The 19701-nt window shown below is 61.4% G+C and carries 15 protein-coding genes; 8 read left to right on the forward strand and 7 right to left on the reverse strand.

Annotated elements, in window-relative coordinates:
* Positions 1 to 12: 12 nt before the first annotated feature.
* Both CENDO_RS02450 and CENDO_RS02455 read right to left on the reverse strand, forming a co-directional pair.
* Positions 13 to 954 carry a C40 family peptidase gene (locus CENDO_RS02450; protein ID WP_136140622.1) on the reverse strand — a complete coding sequence of 314 codons (942 nt, stop codon included), beginning with the start codon at positions 952 to 954 and terminating at the stop codon, positions 13 to 15.
* Positions 954 to 1241 carry a hypothetical protein gene (locus tag CENDO_RS02455; RefSeq protein WP_136140623.1) on the reverse strand — a complete coding sequence of 96 codons (288 nt, stop codon included), beginning with the start codon at positions 1239 to 1241 and terminating at the stop codon, positions 954 to 956. The genes CENDO_RS02450 and CENDO_RS02455 overlap by 1 nt, the downstream gene beginning before the upstream one ends.
* Positions 1242 to 1309: 68 nt before the next feature.
* On the opposite strand from CENDO_RS02455, the gene upp reads away from it, so the two are divergent.
* From upp to CENDO_RS02475, 4 genes are all read left to right on the forward strand, one after another.
* The gene (gene upp, locus CENDO_RS02460) at positions 1310 to 1948 is read left to right on the forward strand and encodes a uracil phosphoribosyltransferase (RefSeq protein WP_136140624.1); all 639 of its coding nucleotides are present in this window, start codon (positions 1310 to 1312) and stop codon (positions 1946 to 1948) included.
* Between the two features lie 153 nt (positions 1949 to 2101).
* Complete coding sequence (locus tag CENDO_RS11410; protein ID WP_246014346.1) at positions 2102 to 2587, forward strand: helix-turn-helix domain-containing protein; 486 nt, start codon at positions 2102 to 2104, stop codon at positions 2585 to 2587.
* 163 nt (positions 2588 to 2750) lie between these two features.
* The gene (locus CENDO_RS02470; protein ID WP_136140625.1) at positions 2751 to 3953 is read left to right on the forward strand and encodes an amidohydrolase; all 1203 of its coding nucleotides are present in this window, start codon (positions 2751 to 2753) and stop codon (positions 3951 to 3953) included.
* Positions 3954 to 4095: 142 nt separating this feature from the next.
* Positions 4096 to 5520, forward strand: a complete 1425-nt coding sequence (locus tag CENDO_RS02475; RefSeq protein WP_136140626.1) for an NAD(P)H-quinone dehydrogenase — start codon at positions 4096 to 4098, stop codon at positions 5518 to 5520.
* A 107-nt stretch (positions 5521 to 5627) separates the two neighbouring features.
* On the opposite strand, the gene CENDO_RS02480 is transcribed toward CENDO_RS02475, so the two are convergent.
* Both CENDO_RS02480 and CENDO_RS02485 read right to left on the reverse strand, forming a co-directional pair.
* Positions 5628 to 6437: an Ltp family lipoprotein gene (locus tag CENDO_RS02480; protein ID WP_246014348.1), complete on the reverse strand. Its 810-nt coding sequence runs from the start codon at positions 6435 to 6437 to the stop codon at positions 5628 to 5630.
* A gap of 154 nt (positions 6438 to 6591) precedes the next feature.
* Entirely contained in the window at positions 6592 to 7881 is a 1290-nt protein-coding gene (locus CENDO_RS02485) for a short-chain fatty acyl-CoA regulator family protein (RefSeq protein ID WP_136140627.1), read from the reverse strand.
* A gap of 201 nt (positions 7882 to 8082) precedes the next feature.
* Here CENDO_RS02485 and prpD point away from each other — a divergent pair, with 201 nt between their 5' ends.
* From prpD to CENDO_RS02505, 4 genes are all read left to right on the forward strand, one after another.
* On the forward strand, positions 8083 to 9594 hold the full coding sequence (gene prpD / locus CENDO_RS02490) for a 2-methylcitrate dehydratase PrpD (RefSeq protein ID WP_136140628.1): 1512 nt from the start codon (positions 8083 to 8085) through the stop codon (positions 9592 to 9594).
* Positions 9595 to 10524, forward strand: a complete 930-nt coding sequence (gene prpB, locus CENDO_RS02495) for a methylisocitrate lyase (RefSeq protein WP_136140629.1) — start codon at positions 9595 to 9597, stop codon at positions 10522 to 10524. It begins immediately after the preceding gene.
* 97 nt (positions 10525 to 10621) lie between these two features.
* Positions 10622 to 11773, forward strand: a complete 1152-nt coding sequence (locus CENDO_RS02500; protein ID WP_136140630.1) for a bifunctional 2-methylcitrate synthase/citrate synthase — start codon at positions 10622 to 10624, stop codon at positions 11771 to 11773.
* 397 nt (positions 11774 to 12170) lie between these two features.
* Complete coding sequence (locus CENDO_RS02505; RefSeq protein ID WP_425456192.1) at positions 12171 to 15620, forward strand: pyruvate carboxylase; 3450 nt, start codon at positions 12171 to 12173, stop codon at positions 15618 to 15620.
* A gap of 183 nt (positions 15621 to 15803) precedes the next feature.
* Here CENDO_RS02505 and CENDO_RS02510 read toward each other — a convergent pair whose 3' ends face one another.
* From CENDO_RS02510 to CENDO_RS02520, 3 genes are all read right to left on the reverse strand, one after another.
* A complete protein-coding gene (locus CENDO_RS02510; RefSeq protein WP_136140631.1) occupies positions 15804 to 16373 on the reverse strand; it encodes a GNAT family N-acetyltransferase in 570 nt (189 codons plus the stop codon).
* A gap of 188 nt (positions 16374 to 16561) precedes the next feature.
* Positions 16562 to 18334 (reverse strand): acetyl/propionyl/methylcrotonyl-CoA carboxylase subunit alpha, encoded by a 1773-nt coding sequence (locus CENDO_RS02515; RefSeq protein WP_136140632.1) that lies wholly within the window; start codon positions 18332 to 18334, stop codon positions 16562 to 16564.
* A gap of 195 nt (positions 18335 to 18529) precedes the next feature.
* The gene (locus CENDO_RS02520) at positions 18530 to 19393 is read right to left on the reverse strand and encodes a sulfurtransferase (RefSeq protein ID WP_136140633.1); all 864 of its coding nucleotides are present in this window, start codon (positions 19391 to 19393) and stop codon (positions 18530 to 18532) included.
* Positions 19394 to 19701 lie beyond the last annotated feature (308 nt).

Consider the following 19701-nt stretch of genomic DNA (forward strand, 5'->3'; position numbering starts at 1 on the left):
AGCTGCCAGCTTCTAACCCGTTGGCCTCCAAAAGCCCTTAAACGCCATGCCCATGTTCGTGGTGCGCAGTGGGTTGGTCTGGACCGGGTCTCCGGCCTCGATGATTTGCCCATCGCCGGCGTACATTGCCACATGGCCATCCCAAACCACGAGGTCCCCCAGCTGCAATTCGTGGGCGCTGACTTGTCTTCCCACAGTTTGTTCCTGAGCCAGACGCGGCAGTTCCACCCCGGCCTGGCCCCATGCATATTGGGTAAGCCCAGAGCAATCGAAACCCCCATTGCCGGTGCCGCCCCAGGCGTATGGGGCTCCAAGTTGGCTCCGCGCCGCCGCCACGGCCGCGGCTCCGGCGGAGCTGCCCGCGCCCTGGGCCTCTTCGCCCACCGCCGCCGGGGTTTCCGGTGCGGCCTCTCGCGGCGCGGCGACGGGGGCAATTGCCCGGCTCGTTGCCGCCGCCGATTCGAGCTCGCGAAGAGCCGCCGCGCCTCCGCTCGTGGTTTCCACCGGCGGGCGCCGTGCGACGGGCAGCAGGGGAGTGGCCGCCTCGGCCATGTCTGAGGCCAATTCCTGGACCCTGCGGGTGGCCTGGGCTATGAAGCTCCGTGCTAACACGGCCAGCTCGGCGCGGGCGGCGGCCTGAATCGCCGGCACCGGAATCAGCATCCGCAGCCCGGGGGCCAAGGCGTGACGGAGGAGCCGTTGGCCGATGAGCAGGACGTCCGCCGCGGCGGCCTCGGCGAGTTCCTTGCCCTTGCGGGCCACGGCCGCAACGGTGGATTTGTCCTCGCCGAGGAGGCGGGCCGCGGCTACGAGGGCGGCGTCGGAGCCGTGGGTGGCCTGGGCCAACTCGCGCACTGGCCGCAAGTCTGGGCCTGGCGGAAGCTGCGGGAGTTCAACGCGCGGAGGGGTCAGGCCGGCGATGACCCGCAGGGCGCTGGCGATACCAATCCACATTAGGCACCACCGCCGGCGAACGCGCGAGCGTAGTCCCCGTCTACGCGCCTGCCTGCGGCGGCGACGGCATGGCCCAGGCTGGCTAGGTGCGTATAATCCCTACGCAGCGCCGCCTCATGGGCGGCGATCGCTGCCAACGCAGCGCGCATTGCCGAGCCAAACTCACCGTAAACACTGAATCCCCCGGCCCCACCGGGGTCTGGGCTGCGCCCTAGTTTTTCGGCCTGAAAGGCGAGGTCACGGGCCACGACGCGGACATGGTCTGGGTCAATGTCAAAAATCTTCATACCTCATTGGACTGTGATTAGCGCCCAATGGTTCCCGAATTTTTTCATGCTGGCATACGATAGACGTCATGGAAATCCACGTAGTAGACCACCCATTGGCCGCTTCACGCCTGACTCTTATGCGCGATAAGCGCAGTGACAACGCTGCGTTCCGTGCCGCTTTGAATGACCTGGGCACCATGCTCATCTACGAAGCCTCCCGCGACCTGCCCGTCGAGAGTTTCGATTGCGAAACCCCAGTGGCGGTGGCGCAGGGCACCCGCCTTGAGAATCCTCCAATTATTGTTCCGATTATTCGCGCCGGCTTGGGCATGATTGACCCGGCGCTGTCCATGATTCCGGACGCGCAGGTGGGTTTCATTGGCCTTGCTCGCAACGAGGAGACCCACGAACCGGTTCCGTACCTCGAGGCGCTGCCTGAGGATCTGTCAGGCCACAAGGTATTCCTGGTGGACCCAATGCTGGCTACCGGTGGCTCGTTGATTTACGCGTTGCGCCTGCTGGCCGACCGCGGCGCTAAGGACATCGTGTGCGTTTGCATGGTTTCCGCTCAAAAGGGCGTGGACACCCTGGTCGATTCCGGATTGCCGATTGAAAAACTGGTGACCGCCTGCATTGACCCCGAGCTCAATGAGGACGCCTACATTGTCCCCGGGCTGGGTGACGCGGGTGACCGCCTGTACGGTCCGCGCAACATCGACTTCTAAGGGTTGAAGCGCCTAGCCGGGCGCCCTCATTTGTAAAAGGGGTTCCATGGTTGGGCCGGGTTGGCTAGACTGGTCAGCAAGTTTCCACGCGGGGGCGTGGGGCTTGCTGATTTTTCTATATCGGGTAAAAGACGATTCATCGGGGGAATTATCGTGGATTTCAATCGCACCTTTAAACAATCGGGGCCAATCCAGGCACGACTCGCCACGGCAACGGCGGCAGCGGGCACGCGCCCAGGTCGCAGGGCGGGAAAGCGCTCGTCGACCCGTAGCGCAAGCGGCACTGGCCGCGGCTCGCAGGGCTCCGTCCATAGGCTCGTGTGGTCCCGCTACGGGTATAGCTTTTCCGTCCAGCTTAAAAGCCTGCGGCGCGCCCGCGGGCTCTCGCAGCAGGCGCTGGCGGATATCTCCGGGATATCGCGCAACCAGATTTCCAATCTGGAGCGTAATGAAAATAACCGCAACTCCATGGCAGACCCGTGCCTTTCTACTATCTACCGCTTGGCGTTAGCCCTTGAGGTGGAGCCGGCGATGCTTTTGCCGTCCGCGCAGCCCCGGGACACGCCGCAGGACCTTATGCCATTTCCGGCCGAGTACGTGGCTGAGCGGCGGGGGAGCCTGATGGCCGCGGCGCGCTAGCGAGGGGCACGGCAGGGGCCGATGAAACTAACGGTTGGTCGGGGCGCTGGGTAAGTTGTAAGCTGGAGCGAGTAAAACGTACTGCTTTGTCTATTCACGTGTAAAAATGACAGGCAGCACGGTCTATTTCTCCTGTTCGACGCGGCTTTTGGGAGGCGCACTTATGACGCAACCGGCACCGGTGACCATCTCGGAGTTCGTCAACTCCTGGTTTGACACCCACCGCGCTGAGGTCATCTCCTGGCGTCGCCATATCCACCGCAACCCGGAGACCTCCAATAATGAGGTGGAGACCACCAACTTCCTGTGCTCGATATTGGAAGAGTACGGCCTTAAACCGCACCGCTATCCGGAGACCGGCCTGCAGGTAGACATTGGCCCTGACACGGATCTGGGCCGCGTGGCATTCCGTGCGGATATCGATGCGTTGCCCATCCAGGAAGTCACGGGCCTAGAGTTTACGTCTGAGGTTCCTGGCGTGGCCCATGCCTGCGGCCACGATGTCCACACCACCATCGCATTGGGGTTGGCCTGCGCTGTGGCGGATTTTGATAAGGCCCATGGCCTGCCCATCGGCGTGCGCGTAATTTTCCAGCCGGCCGAGGAGGTCTGGGTTGGCGGCGCTACGGATGTCATCGAATGGGGAGCGCTGGAGGGCGTGCATTCCATTTACGCCGTGCACGTCGAGCCGAAGCTGCGCGTGGGCCGCATCGGCGTGCGCACCGGCGCAATCACGTCCGCTACCGATGTTGTAGAGCTTGAGATCAAGGGCCCGGGCGGGCACACCTCCCGTCCGCATCTTTCATCCGACGTGGTCTATGCCCTCGGCAAGGTGATAACCGAACTTCCGGGTTTGCTCTCCCGCAGGGTGGATCCGCGCACCGGCACGGTCTTGGTCTTTGGCACCGTCAATTCCGGTTACGCGCCCAACGCGATGCCAGAGGCGGGCACGCTTAGCGGAACGGTGCGCACCGCGGATATCGCCATCTGGCGCAAGATGCAGGCCCTGTTCACTGAGCTCACGGAGCAGGTGCTGGCGCCGACCGGCGTGGAGCATGAGTTAACCTACCACCGTGGCGTGCCGCCGGTTCTCAATGATGATGTGGCAACCGCTCTGTTGGCGGCCGCGGCAACCAGCATCGATCCGCAGGCAGTAGTCCAAGCGCCGCAATCCTCCGGCGGTGAGGATTTCTCCTGGTACCTAGAGAAGGTGCCCGGCTCCATGGCCCGCCTGGGGTGCTGGTCCGGCGACGGTGAGCAGCATGATCTCCACATGGGTGATCTGGTAGTAGATGAGCGAGCTATCGGCGTAGGGGTAAAGCTCTTTGGCTCCGTGGTGGACCAATTCTCCCGCATCGAAGACTAGTGACGGCTTTCCCGCCCCCTATTCCTCGCCGCCGTAGCCCGGAGGCGCCTTATGCCCGATAGGGCATAATGATGCGCGAACGGTTAAACTAATCAACCGTCATTATTCTCGGAGCATATTTAGGCATTGAAGGAGTAAGCGCGTGTCCCACACTTCGAAGCGCATTGTGATTGTTGGCGGCGGCCCCGCGGGCTACGAGGCGGCACTGGCGGGTGCGAAGTACGGCGCTGATATCACGGTCGTTGAAGACCAGGGCATGGGCGGCTCCGGCATTTTGCTGGACTGCGTTCCTTCCAAGTCCTTTATCGCCGGCGCCAATATCAAGACTGACCTTCGCCGCGCGGATGACATGGGCCTGAACGAGGGGCTCGGTGAGGTGGAGCTGTCCATGCAGGCTCTCAATGAGCGCGTGCAGGCGCTGGCCGCCAACCAGTCTGAGGACATTTTGCGCAACATGGAGGAACGCGGCATCCGTGTGGTCAACGGTCGCGCCTACTTCGACACGGACCAGGCCACCGCCAACGTTGCCGGCCATAAGGTGACCGTAACCCTGGCGGATGGCAGCACCGAGGTGATCGAGGCTGACCTCGTGTTGATTGCAACCGGTGCCACCCCGCGCGTCCTGCCGGGCGCGCAGCCTGACGGCGAACGCATCCTGACCTGGCAGCAGGTGTACAACCTGACCGATCTTCCAGAACACCTTGTTGTGGTGGGCTCCGGCGTGACCGGTGCCGAGATGGTCTCCGCATTCGCGGAGCTGGGCGTCAAGGTCACCATGGTGGCCTCCCGCGACCGCATCCTCCCGCATGACGATGCCGACGCGGCCGATACCCTGGAGACCGTCCTTGCGGAGCGCGGCGTTCAGCTGGAGAAGAACTGCCGCGTGGATACGGTCACCCGCACCGAGGATGGCGGGGTGTCCGTCAAAACCGCCGATGGCCGCGAGATTCTGGGCTCCCACGCGCTAATGTCCATCGGCTCTATCCCTAACACCAAGGACCTGGGCCTGGAAAACATTGGCGTTGAGGTCTCTGACTCCGGTCACATTCGCGTGGACCGCGTCTCCCGCACCAACGTCGCCGGCGTCTATGCCGCCGGCGATTGCTCCGACCTGTTCCCGCTGGCATCCGTTGCCGCGATGCAGGGCCGCGTGGCCATGTACCACGCGCTGGGTGAGGGCGTTTCCCCCATCCGTATGCGCACCGTGGCTACCGCGGTCTTTACCCGCCCGGAGATCGCCGCCGTGGGCTTTACCCAGGCCGAGATTGAGTCCGGTGAGGTCTCCGCACGCACCATCACCATGCCGCTGCAGACCAACCCGCGCGCGAAGATGCGTTCCCTGCGCCACGGCTTCGTCAAGCTGTTCTGCCGCCGCAATTCGGGCATCGTCATCGGCGGCGTGATCGTTGCGCCTACCGCGTCCGAGCTCATCCTGCCCGTCGCCGTGGCCGTCACCAACCACCTGACCGTGGATCAATTGGCGGAGTCCTTCGCCGTGTACCCATCGCTGTCCGGCACCATCACCGAGGCCGCGCGCCGCCTAGTCGCCCATGACGACCTGGCCTAAAAGGCTTGCGGGTCCTGGGGATTTCCCAGTCCCCGGATAAGGAGCAAGGGCGCAGAGTTAATTGCTCTACGCCCTTGTTTCCTTCTCCCGGCAGGTTTAGCAGCGGACTACCATTCCAATGAGTCTGCGCCGGCTATGGCCTGGTCATAGGTAAACCCATCGCCGTATTCGCTGGAGAGTTGGCCGATCAACTCCTCCCGGGACATGGGGGATAACTCTTGATAGGACGCTGCGGCCTGCTTAGCTTCCTCCGTGTAGTCAACGTCTACGTTGTCTACGGCGTATTGCGCCCGTTCCGGGGTGAACTTATCGGCGTATTCGCTGGTGAGCTGCTCAAGGAGCCCGGATTGGGAGAAGTGAAGGGAGTCCACGTAATCCTGGGCTGATTCAAGGGCCTCCGCATTCCAATCCACGTCGATGTTATCCATTGCGTACTGTGCCGCGTCCTCTGGATAATTATCCGCGTACTCACTGGTGAGCTGTTCAAGGAGCCCGGCTTCCGAGAATGAGGTGAAGTCAAGGTAGTTTTCCGCGGAGCGCAGCGCGTTGCGGTGCTCAAGCGGAACGGATTCATCCTCCCCGGCGGCCGGCGCGCCAAGCTCTCCTCCTAGGGCGTTGCGGTCTTCCTCGTTAGAGGCGGTGGCCCCGGTGGAATTTTCCGGGTCGCCGCCGCCGGCTATATTGCCGATGGCACCTACGCCTAGCACGACCGCGATGGCGATGGCGCCCCATTTGAAGCAGCCGCCCTTTTTCTTCTTTGGTTCCGGCATGGGTGGGGTTGTGGCGTTGAATTGCAGGTTTTCGTAGTGCTGGCCGTCCTCCTGTGGTGCGTGCGGCAGGGGGCTGGGCTGCGGCGGCCCATAGGGCTGCTGTGGGTCGTTGCGGTGGGGTGGGCCGTAAGGGCTGCGTTCTGACACGGTGGACCTCCAGGGGTAGTGATTAGGAGTGATAAGGAATCTCAAGGCAATGTCTTGATGCCTTGAGCCTTCCATAATGGCCGGACACTCCCGCCTGAGGATTCGAACGCCTAGGCGTGAAGAACGCGCTTACCCATGTGGCGGCGTTACCGGCCTACCGCCGCACGTGGGAGATCCCTTTTGACAGGGCAATGGCGCGTTGCGGGCATTCCTCTCGTGGGCACGTGTCACAGCCCGGGCCGATGGGGGTGGCTGAATCGGGGGAGAGGTTGAGGGCATCGGAGTAGATGAGGCGGTGGGCCTCGGAAATATCGCAGCCCAGCGCCACGGCGTGCTCCTTGTGTGGGGTGCCGAAACTGCGCACGGCGCCTTGGACCATGCGGGCTACCCAAAGATAAGTATGTCCATCCGGCATGGAAGCCACCTGGCGGGTGATGCGGTTCGGGGTTTCGAATGCGCGGTGGACAACCCACAGCGGGCACGTACCGCCGGAGCGGGAGAAATGGAAGCTGGTGGCAGAGGCCCGCTTGGAAATATTGCCGCCCCTATCCGTGCGAATGAAGAAGAAAGGGACGCCGCGGGCGCCGTTTCGCTGCAGCGTGGATAGGCGATGGGCAGTGGATTCGAAGCCGGTGCCAAAGTGGCCGGCGATGCGCTCGATGTCATAGCGGGTGCTTTCCGCGACGTCCAGGAATTCCATGTACGGCATGGTCACCGCCGCGCCAAAGTACTGGTGCAGGCCATAGCTGGCCAGGTCGCGCGATTCCTGCGTCGGCAAGGTGGACACCAGGTTACCCACCAGGTCCTGCAGGATGTTGTCCGCGTAAAACATGGACATCTCGAAGCACGTTTGGGCGCCGGTGAGGTCATTGCGCAGGGAAAGCTCACGGGTTGTGGGGTCAAAGATGCGCCGGGGGCCGGTTTCGTGGGAGCGGAAACGGGTGTGCACGCCGAGCTCGGAATCCAATACGCCGGAAAGCTGGGTGAGCCGGGAGAGCTTGCCGCCGATGCGTTTGCCAAGTTCTTCGCCCAGAATGTCCAGTTCGTGGATGTAATTGTTGGCTTCGTAGAAGAAATCGCGCACGAGGTCATAGGGGCTAAGCTCGGCGGATTCGGGGACGCGGGCGGCTATGTCGATAAGCCTCGGCATCAATTCAGGGAAGCGGGCGGCGAGCTCTGCCAACTCGCTTTCCTTGGCGGCGGGGAAGATGACGCGCAGTTCGCTGATGGTGCGGACATCGCGGTCCTCGGAAAAGTAGGAGGCGTCCACGTCGAAGCGCTGGGTCAGCTGCATCAGAACGGTCACGGTGAGCGGGCGCTGGTCATTTTCGAGCTGGTTGAGATAGCTGGTAGACAGGTTGAGCTCTTTCGCCATGGCCACTTGGGTCAGTCCACGCGACTTTCGCAGTGCATGGATACGTGCCCCCGCGTACATCTTGCCCATCGCCTCGTGGCCCCTTTCAACCGCCTTAACCTGCTAATTCCACAGCTTACGCTAATTACGCTTAATAATGACGCAATATTTCACATTTTACAAACATGGTGCAGGTTACTTTCCACGCTCTAGTGTGATGTGTAACGCAATCGGCACTCCGGCTGTGCATCACTACAGAATTCAAGATTTCACTCCAAGGAGGAATGCAACGTGATTGAGCACAAAGTTCGCACTCACAAGTCTGCGGAAGACTTCCCCATCGAGGAGCATCTGGCTCACAAGATCGCCGTGATGGCTGCTGATCCTGTAGAGGTTCCAGAAGAGACCAAAGAGATGATCATCAACCGCATCATCGACAATGCATCGGTTGCAGTGGCATCCGTCCCACGCCGGCCGGTGACGTCCGCCCGCGTCATTGCTGAGGCGCACCCGGTAGAAGAAGGCGGCGCCACCATCTTCGGCTCTGAGGGTACCTATTCCGCGGAATGGGCGGCATTCGCAAACGGCACCGCCGTCCGGGAACTGGACTACCATGACACCTTCCTGGCGGCAGAGTATTCCCACCCAGGTGACAACATCCCGCCAATCCTGGCCGTAGCGCAGCACAAGGGGCTTGACGGCAAGGCCCTGATTCGCGGCATCGCCACCGGCTACGAGGTGCAGGTCAACCTCGTGAAGGGCATCTGCCTGCACGAGTGGAAGATCGACCACGTGGCGCACCTTGGCCCATCCGTTGCGGCAGGTATCGGCACCATGCTGAACCTGCCGGTTGAGACCATTTACCAGGCAATCGGCCAGGCGCTGCACACCACCACCGCCACGCGCCAGTCCCGCAAGGGCCTTATCTCTTCCTGGAAGGCATCCGCCCCAGCATTCGCCGGCAAGATGGGCATTGAGGCCGTGGACCGCGCCATGCGCGGCGAGGGCGCACCAGCCCCAATCTGGGAGGGTGAGGACGGCTTCATTGCATGGATGCTGCACTCCCCAGAGCGTGAATACACCGTTCCGCTTCCAGCGGAGGGCGAGGAAAAGCGCGCCATCCTGGACACCTACACCAAGGAGCACTCGGCGGAGTACCAGGCGCAGGCACCAATCGACCTGGCACGCCGCATGAAGGGCACCATTGAGGACAAGGGCCTAGAAACCAAGGACATTGAGTCCATCGTCCTGCACACCTCCCACCACACCCACTACGTGATTGGTACCGGTGCTAATGACCCGCAGAAGATGGACCCCAAGGCCTCCCGCGAGACCCTGGATCACTCCATCATGTACATGTTCGCGGTAGCGCTCGAGGACGGCACCTGGCACCACGTGAACTCCTACACGCCAGAGCGCGCCGGACGCCCAGAGACCGTGGAGCTGTGGCACAAGATCTCCACCGTGGAAGACCCAGAGTGGACCCGCCGCTACCACTCCCACGACCCGAATGAGAAGGCTTTTGGCGCCAAGGCGGTCATCACCTTCAAGGACGGCACCGTCATCGAGGATGAAATGGCCGTTGCCGACGCCCACCCGCTGGGCGCCCGCCCATTCGAGCGCGAGCAGTACATCAACAAGTTCCGCACGCTGGCCGAGGGCCTGGTTGACCCGGAGGAGCAGGACCGCTTCCTCGAGGCCGTGCAGAACCTCGAAAACCTCACCGACCTGTCCGAACTGCACGTCAAGGTCAACCAGGCCTGCCTTGACCAAGCACCTGAGACCCCGGAGGGACTGTTCTAAATGGCTGGATTGTTTGGCTCTTTAAAGACCAATGCCGAAAAGCGCGCGGACTTCCGCGCCAGCTTGAATGATTCACAAATCACCACGCTTCCAGGCGCGTTCAACCCACTGACCGCACGCCTCATCCAGGACATCGGCGGCTTCGGCGGCGTCTACATCTCCGGCGCCGTGCTGGCCAACGACCTGGGCCTGCCGGACATCGGCATGACCACGCTGACCGAGGTAGCGAACCGCTCCGGGCAAATCGCCCGCGTGACGGACCTGCCGGTGCTGGTCGATGCGGATACCGGCTTCGGTGAACCAATGTCCGCGGCGCGCACCGTTGCCTCCCTCGAGGACGCGGGCCTGGCCGGCTGCCACCTTGAGGACCAGGTCAACCCTAAGCGCTGCGGCCACCTGGACGGCAAGGAAGTAGTCCCCACGGATCTGATGGTTCGCCGCATTACCGCCGCCGTCAATGAGCGCCGGGATGAGAACTTCATCATCTGCGCCCGCACGGATGCTGCCGGGGTGGAGGGCATTGACGCCGCCATTGAGCGCGCCAAGGCTTACGCGGACGCCGGCGCGGACCTCATCTTCACCGAGGCTTTATACAAGCCGGAGGACTTCGAGAAGTTCCGCGCGGCCGTGGATACCCCGCTGCTGGCGAACATGACCGAGTTCGGCAAGACGGAGCTGTTGTCCGCCAAGACCCTCGAGGATCTTGGATACAACGCGGTCATCTGGCCGGTCTCCACCTTCCGCGTGGCCATGGGCGCGACGGAGGAGTTCCTTCGCGATATGGCCGAGTCCGGCCTGCAGACCGATTGGCTGGAGCGCATGCAGCACCGCTCCCGCCTCTACGAACTGGTTCGTTACAACGAATACAACGATTTTGACCAGTCCGTATTCACCTACTCCAAGGAAGCCTACAAGCCCACCTTCGAGTAGCCGGAGCTACTGACGATTCCCTATTCCCTTTCCCAACACCTTCAATCCAAGAGTGCGGCCGGCCCGCCGTGTTCGCACCCAAGCATAAGGAGAAAAAATGTCTGACAAGAACACCGAAATTCGCAAGGGCCTCTACGGCGTTGTAGTCGATGAAACGGCCGTATCCAAGGTGGTTCCAGAGACCAATTCCCTGACCTACCGCGGCTATCCAGTCCAGGAGCTGGCTCGCTACTGCAGCTTCGAGGAAGTGGCATACCTCCTGTGGAACGGTGAGCTGCCAAGCCAGGAAGAGCTCATCCGCTTCTCCGCGCGTGAGAAGGCGCTGCGCCACCTGGACCGTCACCTCATCGACCTGATCACCTCCATGCCGAAGTCCTGCCACCCAATGGACGTGTTGCGCACGGCTATCTCCTTTATCGGCTCCCAGGATCCTGAGGCATACACCCGGGATTCCGAGCACATCCGCCGCACCGCGCTTGAGCTGATGGCCAAGATTCCGACCATCATCGCGCTTGACATCCGACGCCGCCGCGGTGAGGGCTACATCGAGCCCTCCCGCAAGAAGGGCTTTGCGGAAAACTTCCTGTGGATGGTCTTCGGCGAGGAGGAGGGCTCCCCGGCCAACAGCCGCGCTGATATCGAGGCCTTCGATAAGTCCCTGACCCTGTACGCGGAGCACTCCTTCAACGCTTCCACCTTCGCGGCCCGCGTGATCACCTCCACCATGTCCGATACTTACTCGGCAATCGTGGGCGCAATCGGCGCGCTGAAGGGCCCGCTGCACGGCGGTGCCAACGAGGCCGTGATGCACAACTTCCTGGAGGTTGATGACCCAGCCAAGGCAGAGGAGTGGGCAAAGAACAAGCTGGCCAACAAGGAACTGGTTATGGGCTTCGGTCACCGCGTCTACAAGAAGGGCGACTCCCGCGTTCCTACCATGGAGGCCGCATTCAAGGAGCTGGCTGAGCAGCACGACCAGACCAAGTGGGTTGAGATGTATGACATCATGGCGAAGACCATGTATGAGAATACGTCCATCCAAATCCGTCCTAACCTGGACTTCCCGGCGGGCCCTGCCTACTACATCCTGGGCTTCGACATCGAGTTCTTCACCCCAATCTTCGTGATGGCTCGCATCACCGGCTGGACCGCTCACATCGTGGAGCAAAACGAAAACAACTCCCTGATCCGCCCGCTGTCCGCATACAACGGTGAGGAACAGCGTCCGGTTCCGCCTAAGTCCTTCTAAGGCCCTCTAGGACCTTCCAGGACATGTGTGTCCGGCTGAGTTGGACACACATGTAGACCGCCCGCCTATCGCTGATAAAGCAGCAGGTGGGCGGTTATTCGTCCAACCCCGGAATCTCCCTGAATTTTGATTAGGGGTTTCCGCTTCACCCCCATCACAGGGGTTGGAAAGGCTGAGCCTGGATTAAATTCCATGTTTCTTCCCGATCCTTGCAGGTGAGCCTATCTTCGCTGGCCATGCGCGTGAATGCACAGTAAAAACGGTAGAAATCGCTACGTTACGGGTCTACAGTTATATAAGGATCATCTGACGTGGTGCCTTTTTCGCGTGCACTCAAAAGCGGCCTCGGTAGTACATTCCGGGCCACCGTGTATGGGGGAGGGGTGCTACTCACTCAATGAAAGGACCTACGTTCGTGGTTGACACCGCGCTTTCATCATTCAATAAGATTCTCGTCGCCAACCGTGGTGAGATTGCCGTCCGCGCTTTTCGTGCAGCATTTGAGACCGGCGCTAAGACCGTAGCTATTTACCCACGCGAGGACCGCAATTCCTTCCACCGCGCATTCGCCGATGAGGCGGTACGCATTGGTGTTGAGGGTCAGCCGGTCAAGGCGTACCTCGATATCGATGAGGTTATCCGCGCGGCCAAGAAGTCCGGTGCTGATGCCATTTACCCTGGTTACGGCTTCCTTTCCGAGCGTGCGGATCTCGCGCGCGCCTGCAGGGACAACGGCATTAAGTTCATCGGTCCTTCCGCAGAGACCCTGGACCTAACCGGTGACAAGGCCGCTGCGGTGCAGGCCGCGGAGGCCGCAGGCCTACCAACCCTCAAGGACTCCAAGCCGTCTACCGACCCGGACGAGCTTTACGAGTACGCAAAGGAATTTACTTACCCGGTCTTCGTCAAGGCAGTTGCCGGTGGCGGCGGCCGCGGCATGCGTTTCATCGAGAATGAGGCGGAGTTCAAGCAGAAGGCTGCGGAGGCATCCCGCGAGGCGGCGGCCGCGTTTGGTGATGGCCACGTATACGTTGAGACCGCCGTTATCAAGCCCCAGCACATCGAGGTGCAGATCCTGGCCGATGAGCATGGCAACGTCATGCACCTGTATGAGCGTGACTGCTCCGTGCAGCGCCGCCACCAGAAGGTAGTGGAGATTGCCCCGGCTCCTACCCTGGATCCGGAGCTGCGTGACCGCATCTGTGAGGACGCAGTTAAGTTCTGCCAGCACATTAACTACTCCGGTGCGGGCACCGTTGAGTTCCTGGTTGATGAGCGCGGCAATCACGTGTTCATTGAGATGAACCCGCGTGTCCAGGTGGAGCACACGGTGACTGAGGAAGTTACCGGTGTAGACATTGTGAAATCCCAAATGCAGATTGCCGCCGGTGCCTCCCTTGAGGACCTGGGCCTGAAGCAGGAAGAGGTCAAGCTCACCGGCGCGGCCCTTCAGTGCCGCATTACCACTGAGGATCCAAACAACGGTTTCCGCCCAGATACCGGTACTCTGACCGCTTACCGCTCTCCGGGCGGCGCGGGTGTGCGTCTCGATGGCGCGACCTCGGTGGGCGCAGAGATTTCCCCTAACTTCGACTCCCTGCTGGTGAAGATGACCTGCCGCGGCCAGGATTTCAAGCAGGCTGTGGCGCGCGCCCAGCGCGCCCTTAACGAGTTCCACGTTGCCGGCGTTGCTACCAACATCGGCTTCCTGCGCGCCCTGCTGCGCGAGCCGGACTTCACCGAAAAGCGCGTAGACACCGGTTTCATTAATGACCACCCGGACCTGCTGAAGGCTCCTCCGGCTACCGACGAGCCCGGACGCATCGTGGAGTACATCGCAGATGTGACCGTGAACCGTCCAAACGGTGAGCGTCCTACCTCCCTGCGCCCGTTCGATAAGCTCCCAACCCTGGATAAGCAGGAACCCCTGCCGAAGGGCTCCCGCGATGAGCTGCTGGAGCTGGGGCCTAAGGCCTGGGCTGAGAAGATCCGTAAGCAGGACGCACTTGCCGTGACGGATACCACCTTCCGCGACGCGCACCAGTCCTTGCTGGCCACCCGCGTTCGCGGCACCGCATTGGTTTCCGCCGCCGAGCACGTGGCACGCCTGACCCCTAACCTGTACTCCGTTGAGGCATGGGGCGGCGCCACCTTCGATGTGGCCATGCGCTTCCTCCAGGAGGATCCATGGGTACGCCTGGACCTGCTGCGTGACGCCATGCCAAACGTGAATATTCAGATGCTGCTGCGCGGGCGCAATACGGTTGGCTACACCCCGTACCCAGACTCCGTATGCCACGGTTTCGTGCAGGAGGCCGCTAAGTCCGGCGTGGACGTATTCCGTATCTTCGATGCTCTTAATGACGTATCCCAGATGCGCCCGGCTATCGAGGCCGTTCTGGAGACCAACACCACCGTGGCCGAGGTAGCCATGGCATACTCCGGTGACCTGTCTTCCCCGAAGGAAGACATTTACACGCTGGATTACTACCTGAAGCTCGCCGAGGAGATTGTCAACACCGGCGCCCACGTACTGGCCATCAAGGATATGGCCGGCCTGCTGCGCCCGGAGGCTGCAACCAAGCTGGTGACCGCGCTGCGCAAGGAATTCGACCTGCCGGTTCACGTCCATACCCATGACACCGCCGGCGGCCAGCTGGCTACCTACTTCGCGGCCGCCGCAGCCGGCGCTGACGCTGTGGACGGCGCTTCCGCGCCTTTGGCCGGTACCACCTCCCAGCCTTCCCTGTCCGCAATCGTCGCGGCGTTCTCTAACTCCGATCGCGACACCGGTATCGATCTGCAGGCGGTTTCCGACCTGGAGCCTTACTGGGAGGCAGTGCGTCAGCTGTACGCTCCGTTTGAAAACGGCATCCCAGGGCCAACCGGCCGCGTCTACAAGCACGAGATCCCGGGTGGCCAGCTGTCTAACCTGCGCGCCCAGGCATCCGCCCTGGGCCTGGCTGACCGTTTCGAGGTCATCGAGGATAACTACGCTGCCGTGAATGAGATGCTGGGCCGCCCAACCAAGGTGACCCCTTCCTCCAAGGTCGTTGGTGACCTGGCGCTCCACCTGGTGGGAGCCGGCGTTGATCCCGCAGACTTCGAGGCAAACCCAACCAAGTATGACATTCCGGATTCCGTCATCGCGTTCCTGCGCGGTGAGCTTGGTACACCCGCTCATGGTTGGCCGCCGCTGCGTGACAAGATTCTGTCCTCCCGCGGTGAGGGTGACGTCACGGTTAAGGAGGTGCCGGAGGAAGAGAAGGCACACCTGAGCTCCGATGATTCATCCGAGCGTCGTGACGCCCTGAACCGTCTGCTCTTCCCTAAGGAGTTTGAGCAGTTCAAGGAGTTCCGCCGCCAGTACGGAAACACCGAGGCGTTGACTGATGCCACCTTCTTCTACGGTCTGACCGAGGGCGAGGAGCAGGTAGTCCACTACTTCACTGGCGAGGCTGGCGACCGTTCCTCCCTCAACTCCATGATCGTCCGCCTGGACGCCGTGGGTGAGGCAGATGAGAAGGGTATGCGCTCTGTCATCTTGAACGTCAACGGCCAGGTCCGCCCAATGAAGGTCCGCGATAACAACGAGGATTCGGTTGTGGATACCGTTGAGAAGGCTGACTCTTCCAATGAAGGCCACGTTGCCGCGCCTTTCGCCGGCGTTGTTAACGTAACCGTCGAGGTTGGCGCCGAGGTCAAGGCCGGCGACCAGGTCGCCGTCATCGAGGCGATGAAGATGGAAGCGGGCATCTCCGCAACCAAGGATGGCAAGATCGAGCGCGTTGCGATCGGTCAGGCCACCAAGGTTGAGGGCGGCGATCTGATCGTCGTGATTTCCTAGCCGGCACTGCCCAGGCCCGTACGGCATGAGCCCTGGGGCTGAAAGCTCCCCTCCGCAGTATCGAATCTGTGGAGGGGAGCTTTGCTGTACCGGGACGAAAATGCAGGCGGCGGGCGAGCATCGATTGCTCTCCTAAGCCGTTACCCCCTCATTGGCGTGGGAGGGGGCGATGTCCGCGTGCGTTTAGGCGAAGTACTTGATCATCGGACCCGGATCCTGGCCGGGGACGTTGATGTCTGTGAAACCTTCAGATTCGTACAGCGCGCGGGCCGGCGCGTTGTTCGCATCCACCCACAGGGCAATCGCCGGGGCTTCCTGCGCGGCCGCCAAATCACACACATTGCGCAGCAACATCCGGCCCACGCCCGTGCCGCGGTAGCGGCCCTCCACCGCGATGCAAAGCTCGGGGATGGTCTCCGGGTCGTACTGCGTGGCCCACTGGCTTTCGTCGAGTGGGTCAGCGTCATGCGCGCCCATGTACGCGGCTCCCTTGGGGCCATAGGTGAAGTAGCGCAGCCACGCCCCGCCGGCGGGTACGCCCATCTCGCTGAGCGCAATGACTCCACCGTCCACCAATGGAGACCAATTCTCAACGTAACGGGGCAGGTCTACCCTGTGAACCGGCGGTAGGTCTGCGGTTTCATCGCCGAAGACGTTGGTCAGGTAGAGCAGGCGCGAGATGTAGGTCCGGTCTTCCTCCTTGGCCAAGCGTACGCCCTTGATTGAGTCATTAGCCTTGTAATTGTCCGTCATGTACACCAACCTACCCAAGTCCTAATCCCGCCGTCCGGGCCAGCCCCCGTGGCACTCGTGGTAGCTACACAACGGCTCGGCTAAGCGCGCTTGGTCCGCCTCGACCGGGGCGGCGTGATGCACGGGTCGGGGCATGGAAAACCCCGCGCCAATAGCACACGGCGCGGGGTAGGGGGAAGTAGCGTTGGCTACTTGATCTCGAGGATTGGGTTGCCCTTGTTGATCTGGGAGCCCTGTTCTACGGCGAGTCCGGTAACGGTACCGGACTTGTGGGCCTTGACTGGGTTTTCCATCTTCATGGCCTCGAGGATGACCACCACGTCGCCCTCGGCTACTTCCTGGCCCTCTTCAACGGCTACCTTGATGACGGTGCCCTGCATCGGCGCTACCACGGCGTCACCTGATACGGCAGCCTTGGCGCCGCCGCTGCGGCGCTTCTTAGCCTTCTTCCTCACGGCGCCGGCGGCGCCCATGATTAGGTTGCTTGGCAGGGCCACCTCAATGCGGCGGCCGGCTACCTCAACCACGAATTTCTGCGCAGGGGCCGGGGCTGAATCCTCCGCGTCGGCAGGGTCGCCGTACGCTTCGAGCTGGTTGTTCCACTCTTCTTCAATCCACTTGGTGTAGACGTCAAAACTCTCGCCGTTTCCAATGAACGCGGCATCATCAAGGACGGCCTTGTGGAACGGGATTACCGTTGGCAGACCCTCAACAACGTACTCACTGAGAGCGCGGCGGGAACGAGCAATGGCCTCATCGCGGGTTTCACCCCAGACAATGAGCTTGCCCAGCATTGAATCAAACTGGCCACCAATGACGGAACCCTCACGCAGGCCCGCATCCACGCGAACGCCTGGGCCGGCCGGCTCCGAGTACTTGGTCACGGTGCCTGGGGCGGGCATGAATCCAGCGGCGGCGTCCTCGCCGTTGATGCGGAACTCAATAGCGTGGCCGCGTGGCTCAGGATCTGAATCGAAACGAAGAGCCTCGCCCTCGGCGATGCGGAACTGCTCGCGCACTAGGTCCAAGCCGGTGGTTTCCTCGGTCACGGGATGCTCCACCTGCAGGCGGGTGTTGACCTCGAGGAAGGAAATCAGGCCATCGGCCCCAACCAGGTATTCCACGGTGCCGGCGCCGTAGTAACCGGCTTCCTTGCAGATCCGCTTGGCGGACTCGTGGATGGAAGCTCGCTGCTCCTCGGATAGGAATGGGGCAGGGGCTTCCTCAACAAGCTTCTGGAAGCGGCGCTGCAGGGAACAATCACGCGTTCCCACGACAATGACGTTGCCGTGCTGGTCCGCCAGTACCTGCGCCTCGACGTGGCGGGCCTTATCCAGGTAGCGCTCCACGAAGCACTCACCGCGGCCGAAGGCGGCGGTGGCCTCACGGGTGGCGGACTCAAACAATTCGCCAATTTCCTCGCGGGTGTGCGCAACCTTCATGCCGCGTCCTCCGCCGCCAAAGGCTGCCTTGATCGCAACGGGAAGTCCGTGCTCGTCTGCGAATGCCTCGACCTCGGCCGCGTCCGCGACGGGCTCCTTGGTGCCAGGCGCCATGGGGGCATCAGCGCGCTCGGCGATGTGGCGGGCGGTGACCTTGTCACCTAGATCCGCAATGGATTGGGGCGAAGGGCCAATCCAGATAAGGCCCTTGTCGATGACGGCCTGAGCAAAGTCAGCGTTTTCAGAGAGGAACCCGTAGCCGGGGTGGATGGCGTTAGCGCCGGACTTATCCGCTGCGTCAAGAATCTTATCGAAGTCAAGGTAAGACTCGGCGGAGGTCTGACCACCAAGGGCAAAGGCCTCATCGGCCAGCTCTACAAAGGGCGCATCGGCGTCAGGCTCGGCGTAGACGGCAACGGAAGCGATGCCGGCGTCACGGGCTGCGCGGATTACGCGCACCGCAATCTCACCACGGTTAGCGATGAGAACCTTGGTGATCTTCTTGGTTTCTACTGCCACGGCAGGAACCCTCCATATACAGACTTGTAGGTAGGCGTGAAAAAGTAACGCCTACTATTCTTACACACAAAAACGTGAGGAAACAGTCAAGTTTTGGCCGTTGCTCACAGAAACTAGTTTGACCAGTAAAAATAAAATAGAAATAGGGCGTGTCACGCACTGTAACAACGCCCCATCCTACCTTTTGATGGTCATTTAAAGCTCGATAGGCATGCGAACCATGTTGCCCCACTCGGCCCAGGAACCGTCATAGACACGAGCGTCTTCGAATCCAAGAAGGAACTTCAAGACAAACCAGGTGTGGGCCGCCTGCGCGCCCAGGTGGGAATACAGGGCGATGGACTTCTTCGCGTCTAGCTGGCTGTAGGTTTCACGCAGCTGCTCGACGTTCCTGAATACGCCGTTGGGATAGACGGACACGTTCCAGGTCAGGTTGATGGCGCCCGGGATGTGGCCGTGGCGGATGGTGGTGCCGTACTGGGAATCGCCCTTGATCGACGTTTCGGTCGGCTTGCCCGCGAACTCATCGGCGGGGCGGGTGTCAACCAGGGTGAGGCTGCCGTCACGTAGTTCATCGACGAACACGCGCAGTGGGGTTTCGTTTAGCTCTGGCACCGGATAATCAGATACTGGGAATTCCGGAACCATGTAGGAGGTATCGCGTTCTTCGCTCATCCAGGCGTCCCTGCCGCCGTCAAGCAGGCGCACGTCCGGGTGGCCGTAGAGGCAAAATACCCAGAGGGCAAACGCTGCCCACCAGTTGTTCTTATCGCCGTAGATGACCACGGTGTCATCACGTTTGATGCCCTTGCTGCGCATAAGTTCGGCGAACTCTTCTGCGCTAATCACGTCACGGGTCAGCGGGCTTAGGAGCTCACTTTGGAAGTTAATCCGCGTAGCGGTGGGGAGGTGCCCGATGTCATAGAGCAACGCATCTTCATCCACTTCGATGACGCGCAGTCCTTGAACGCCAAGGCGGGCGGAGAGCCATGGGGCGGAGACTAAACGCTCAGGGTTGGCGAATTCCTGGAATTGCGGAGCTGGGTCAAACTCAATCATGGGTTGGCGCGCCTTTCTGTGGGGCAGTTGGTACGCAAATAATACTTCCCGTCAACTTTAGCGCGGCGGGCGGATCCCTTCTTAAAATGTGGTGTTGGATACATAAAATACAGATAAATCCGGCAGCAGTTATATCTGGTTATAACAACACCGCAGGTAAGCGTCGTGGGGGTGCGATTATGGGCGCAAAACCCGTGGAAATTCGCGGGGGATAACGCGGGGTTAGTTACTCCGCGGAACGGCGTGAAGTCCGATAATTTTATTAGTGAGAGCGCGGCGCAAAAATTGAGCGTCAACGCGTTCGCTAT

The organism is Corynebacterium endometrii, from assembly GCF_004795735.1.
Classification (GTDB): domain Bacteria; phylum Actinomycetota; class Actinomycetes; order Mycobacteriales; family Mycobacteriaceae; genus Corynebacterium; species Corynebacterium endometrii.

Bases quoted from the DNA above. Each gene is read 5' to 3' on its own strand.
- CENDO_RS02450 (WP_136140622.1), bottom strand. From the start codon at position 954: ATGTGGATTGGTATCGCCAGCGCCCTGCGGGTCATCGCCGGCCTGACC.
- CENDO_RS02455 (WP_136140623.1), bottom strand. From the start codon at position 1,241: ATGAAGATTTTTGACATTGACCCAGACCATGTCCGCGTCGTGGCCCGT.
- upp (WP_136140624.1), top strand. From the start codon at position 1,310: ATGGAAATCCACGTAGTAGACCACCCATTGGCCGCTTCACGCCTGACT.
- CENDO_RS02470 (WP_136140625.1), top strand. From the start codon at position 2,751: ATGACGCAACCGGCACCGGTGACCATCTCGGAGTTCGTCAACTCCTGG.
- CENDO_RS02485 (WP_136140627.1), bottom strand. From the start codon at position 7,881: ATGGGCAAGATGTACGCGGGGGCACGTATCCATGCACTGCGAAAGTCG.
- prpB (WP_136140629.1), top strand. From the start codon at position 9,595: ATGGCTGGATTGTTTGGCTCTTTAAAGACCAATGCCGAAAAGCGCGCG.
- CENDO_RS02500 (WP_136140630.1), top strand. From the start codon at position 10,622: ATGTCTGACAAGAACACCGAAATTCGCAAGGGCCTCTACGGCGTTGTA.
- CENDO_RS02505 (WP_425456192.1), top strand. From the start codon at position 12,171: ATGAAAGGACCTACGTTCGTGGTTGACACCGCGCTTTCATCATTCAAT.
- CENDO_RS02510 (WP_136140631.1), bottom strand. From the start codon at position 16,373: ATGACGGACAATTACAAGGCTAATGACTCAATCAAGGGCGTACGCTTG.
- CENDO_RS02520 (WP_136140633.1), bottom strand. From the start codon at position 19,393: ATGATTGAGTTTGACCCAGCTCCGCAATTCCAGGAATTCGCCAACCCT.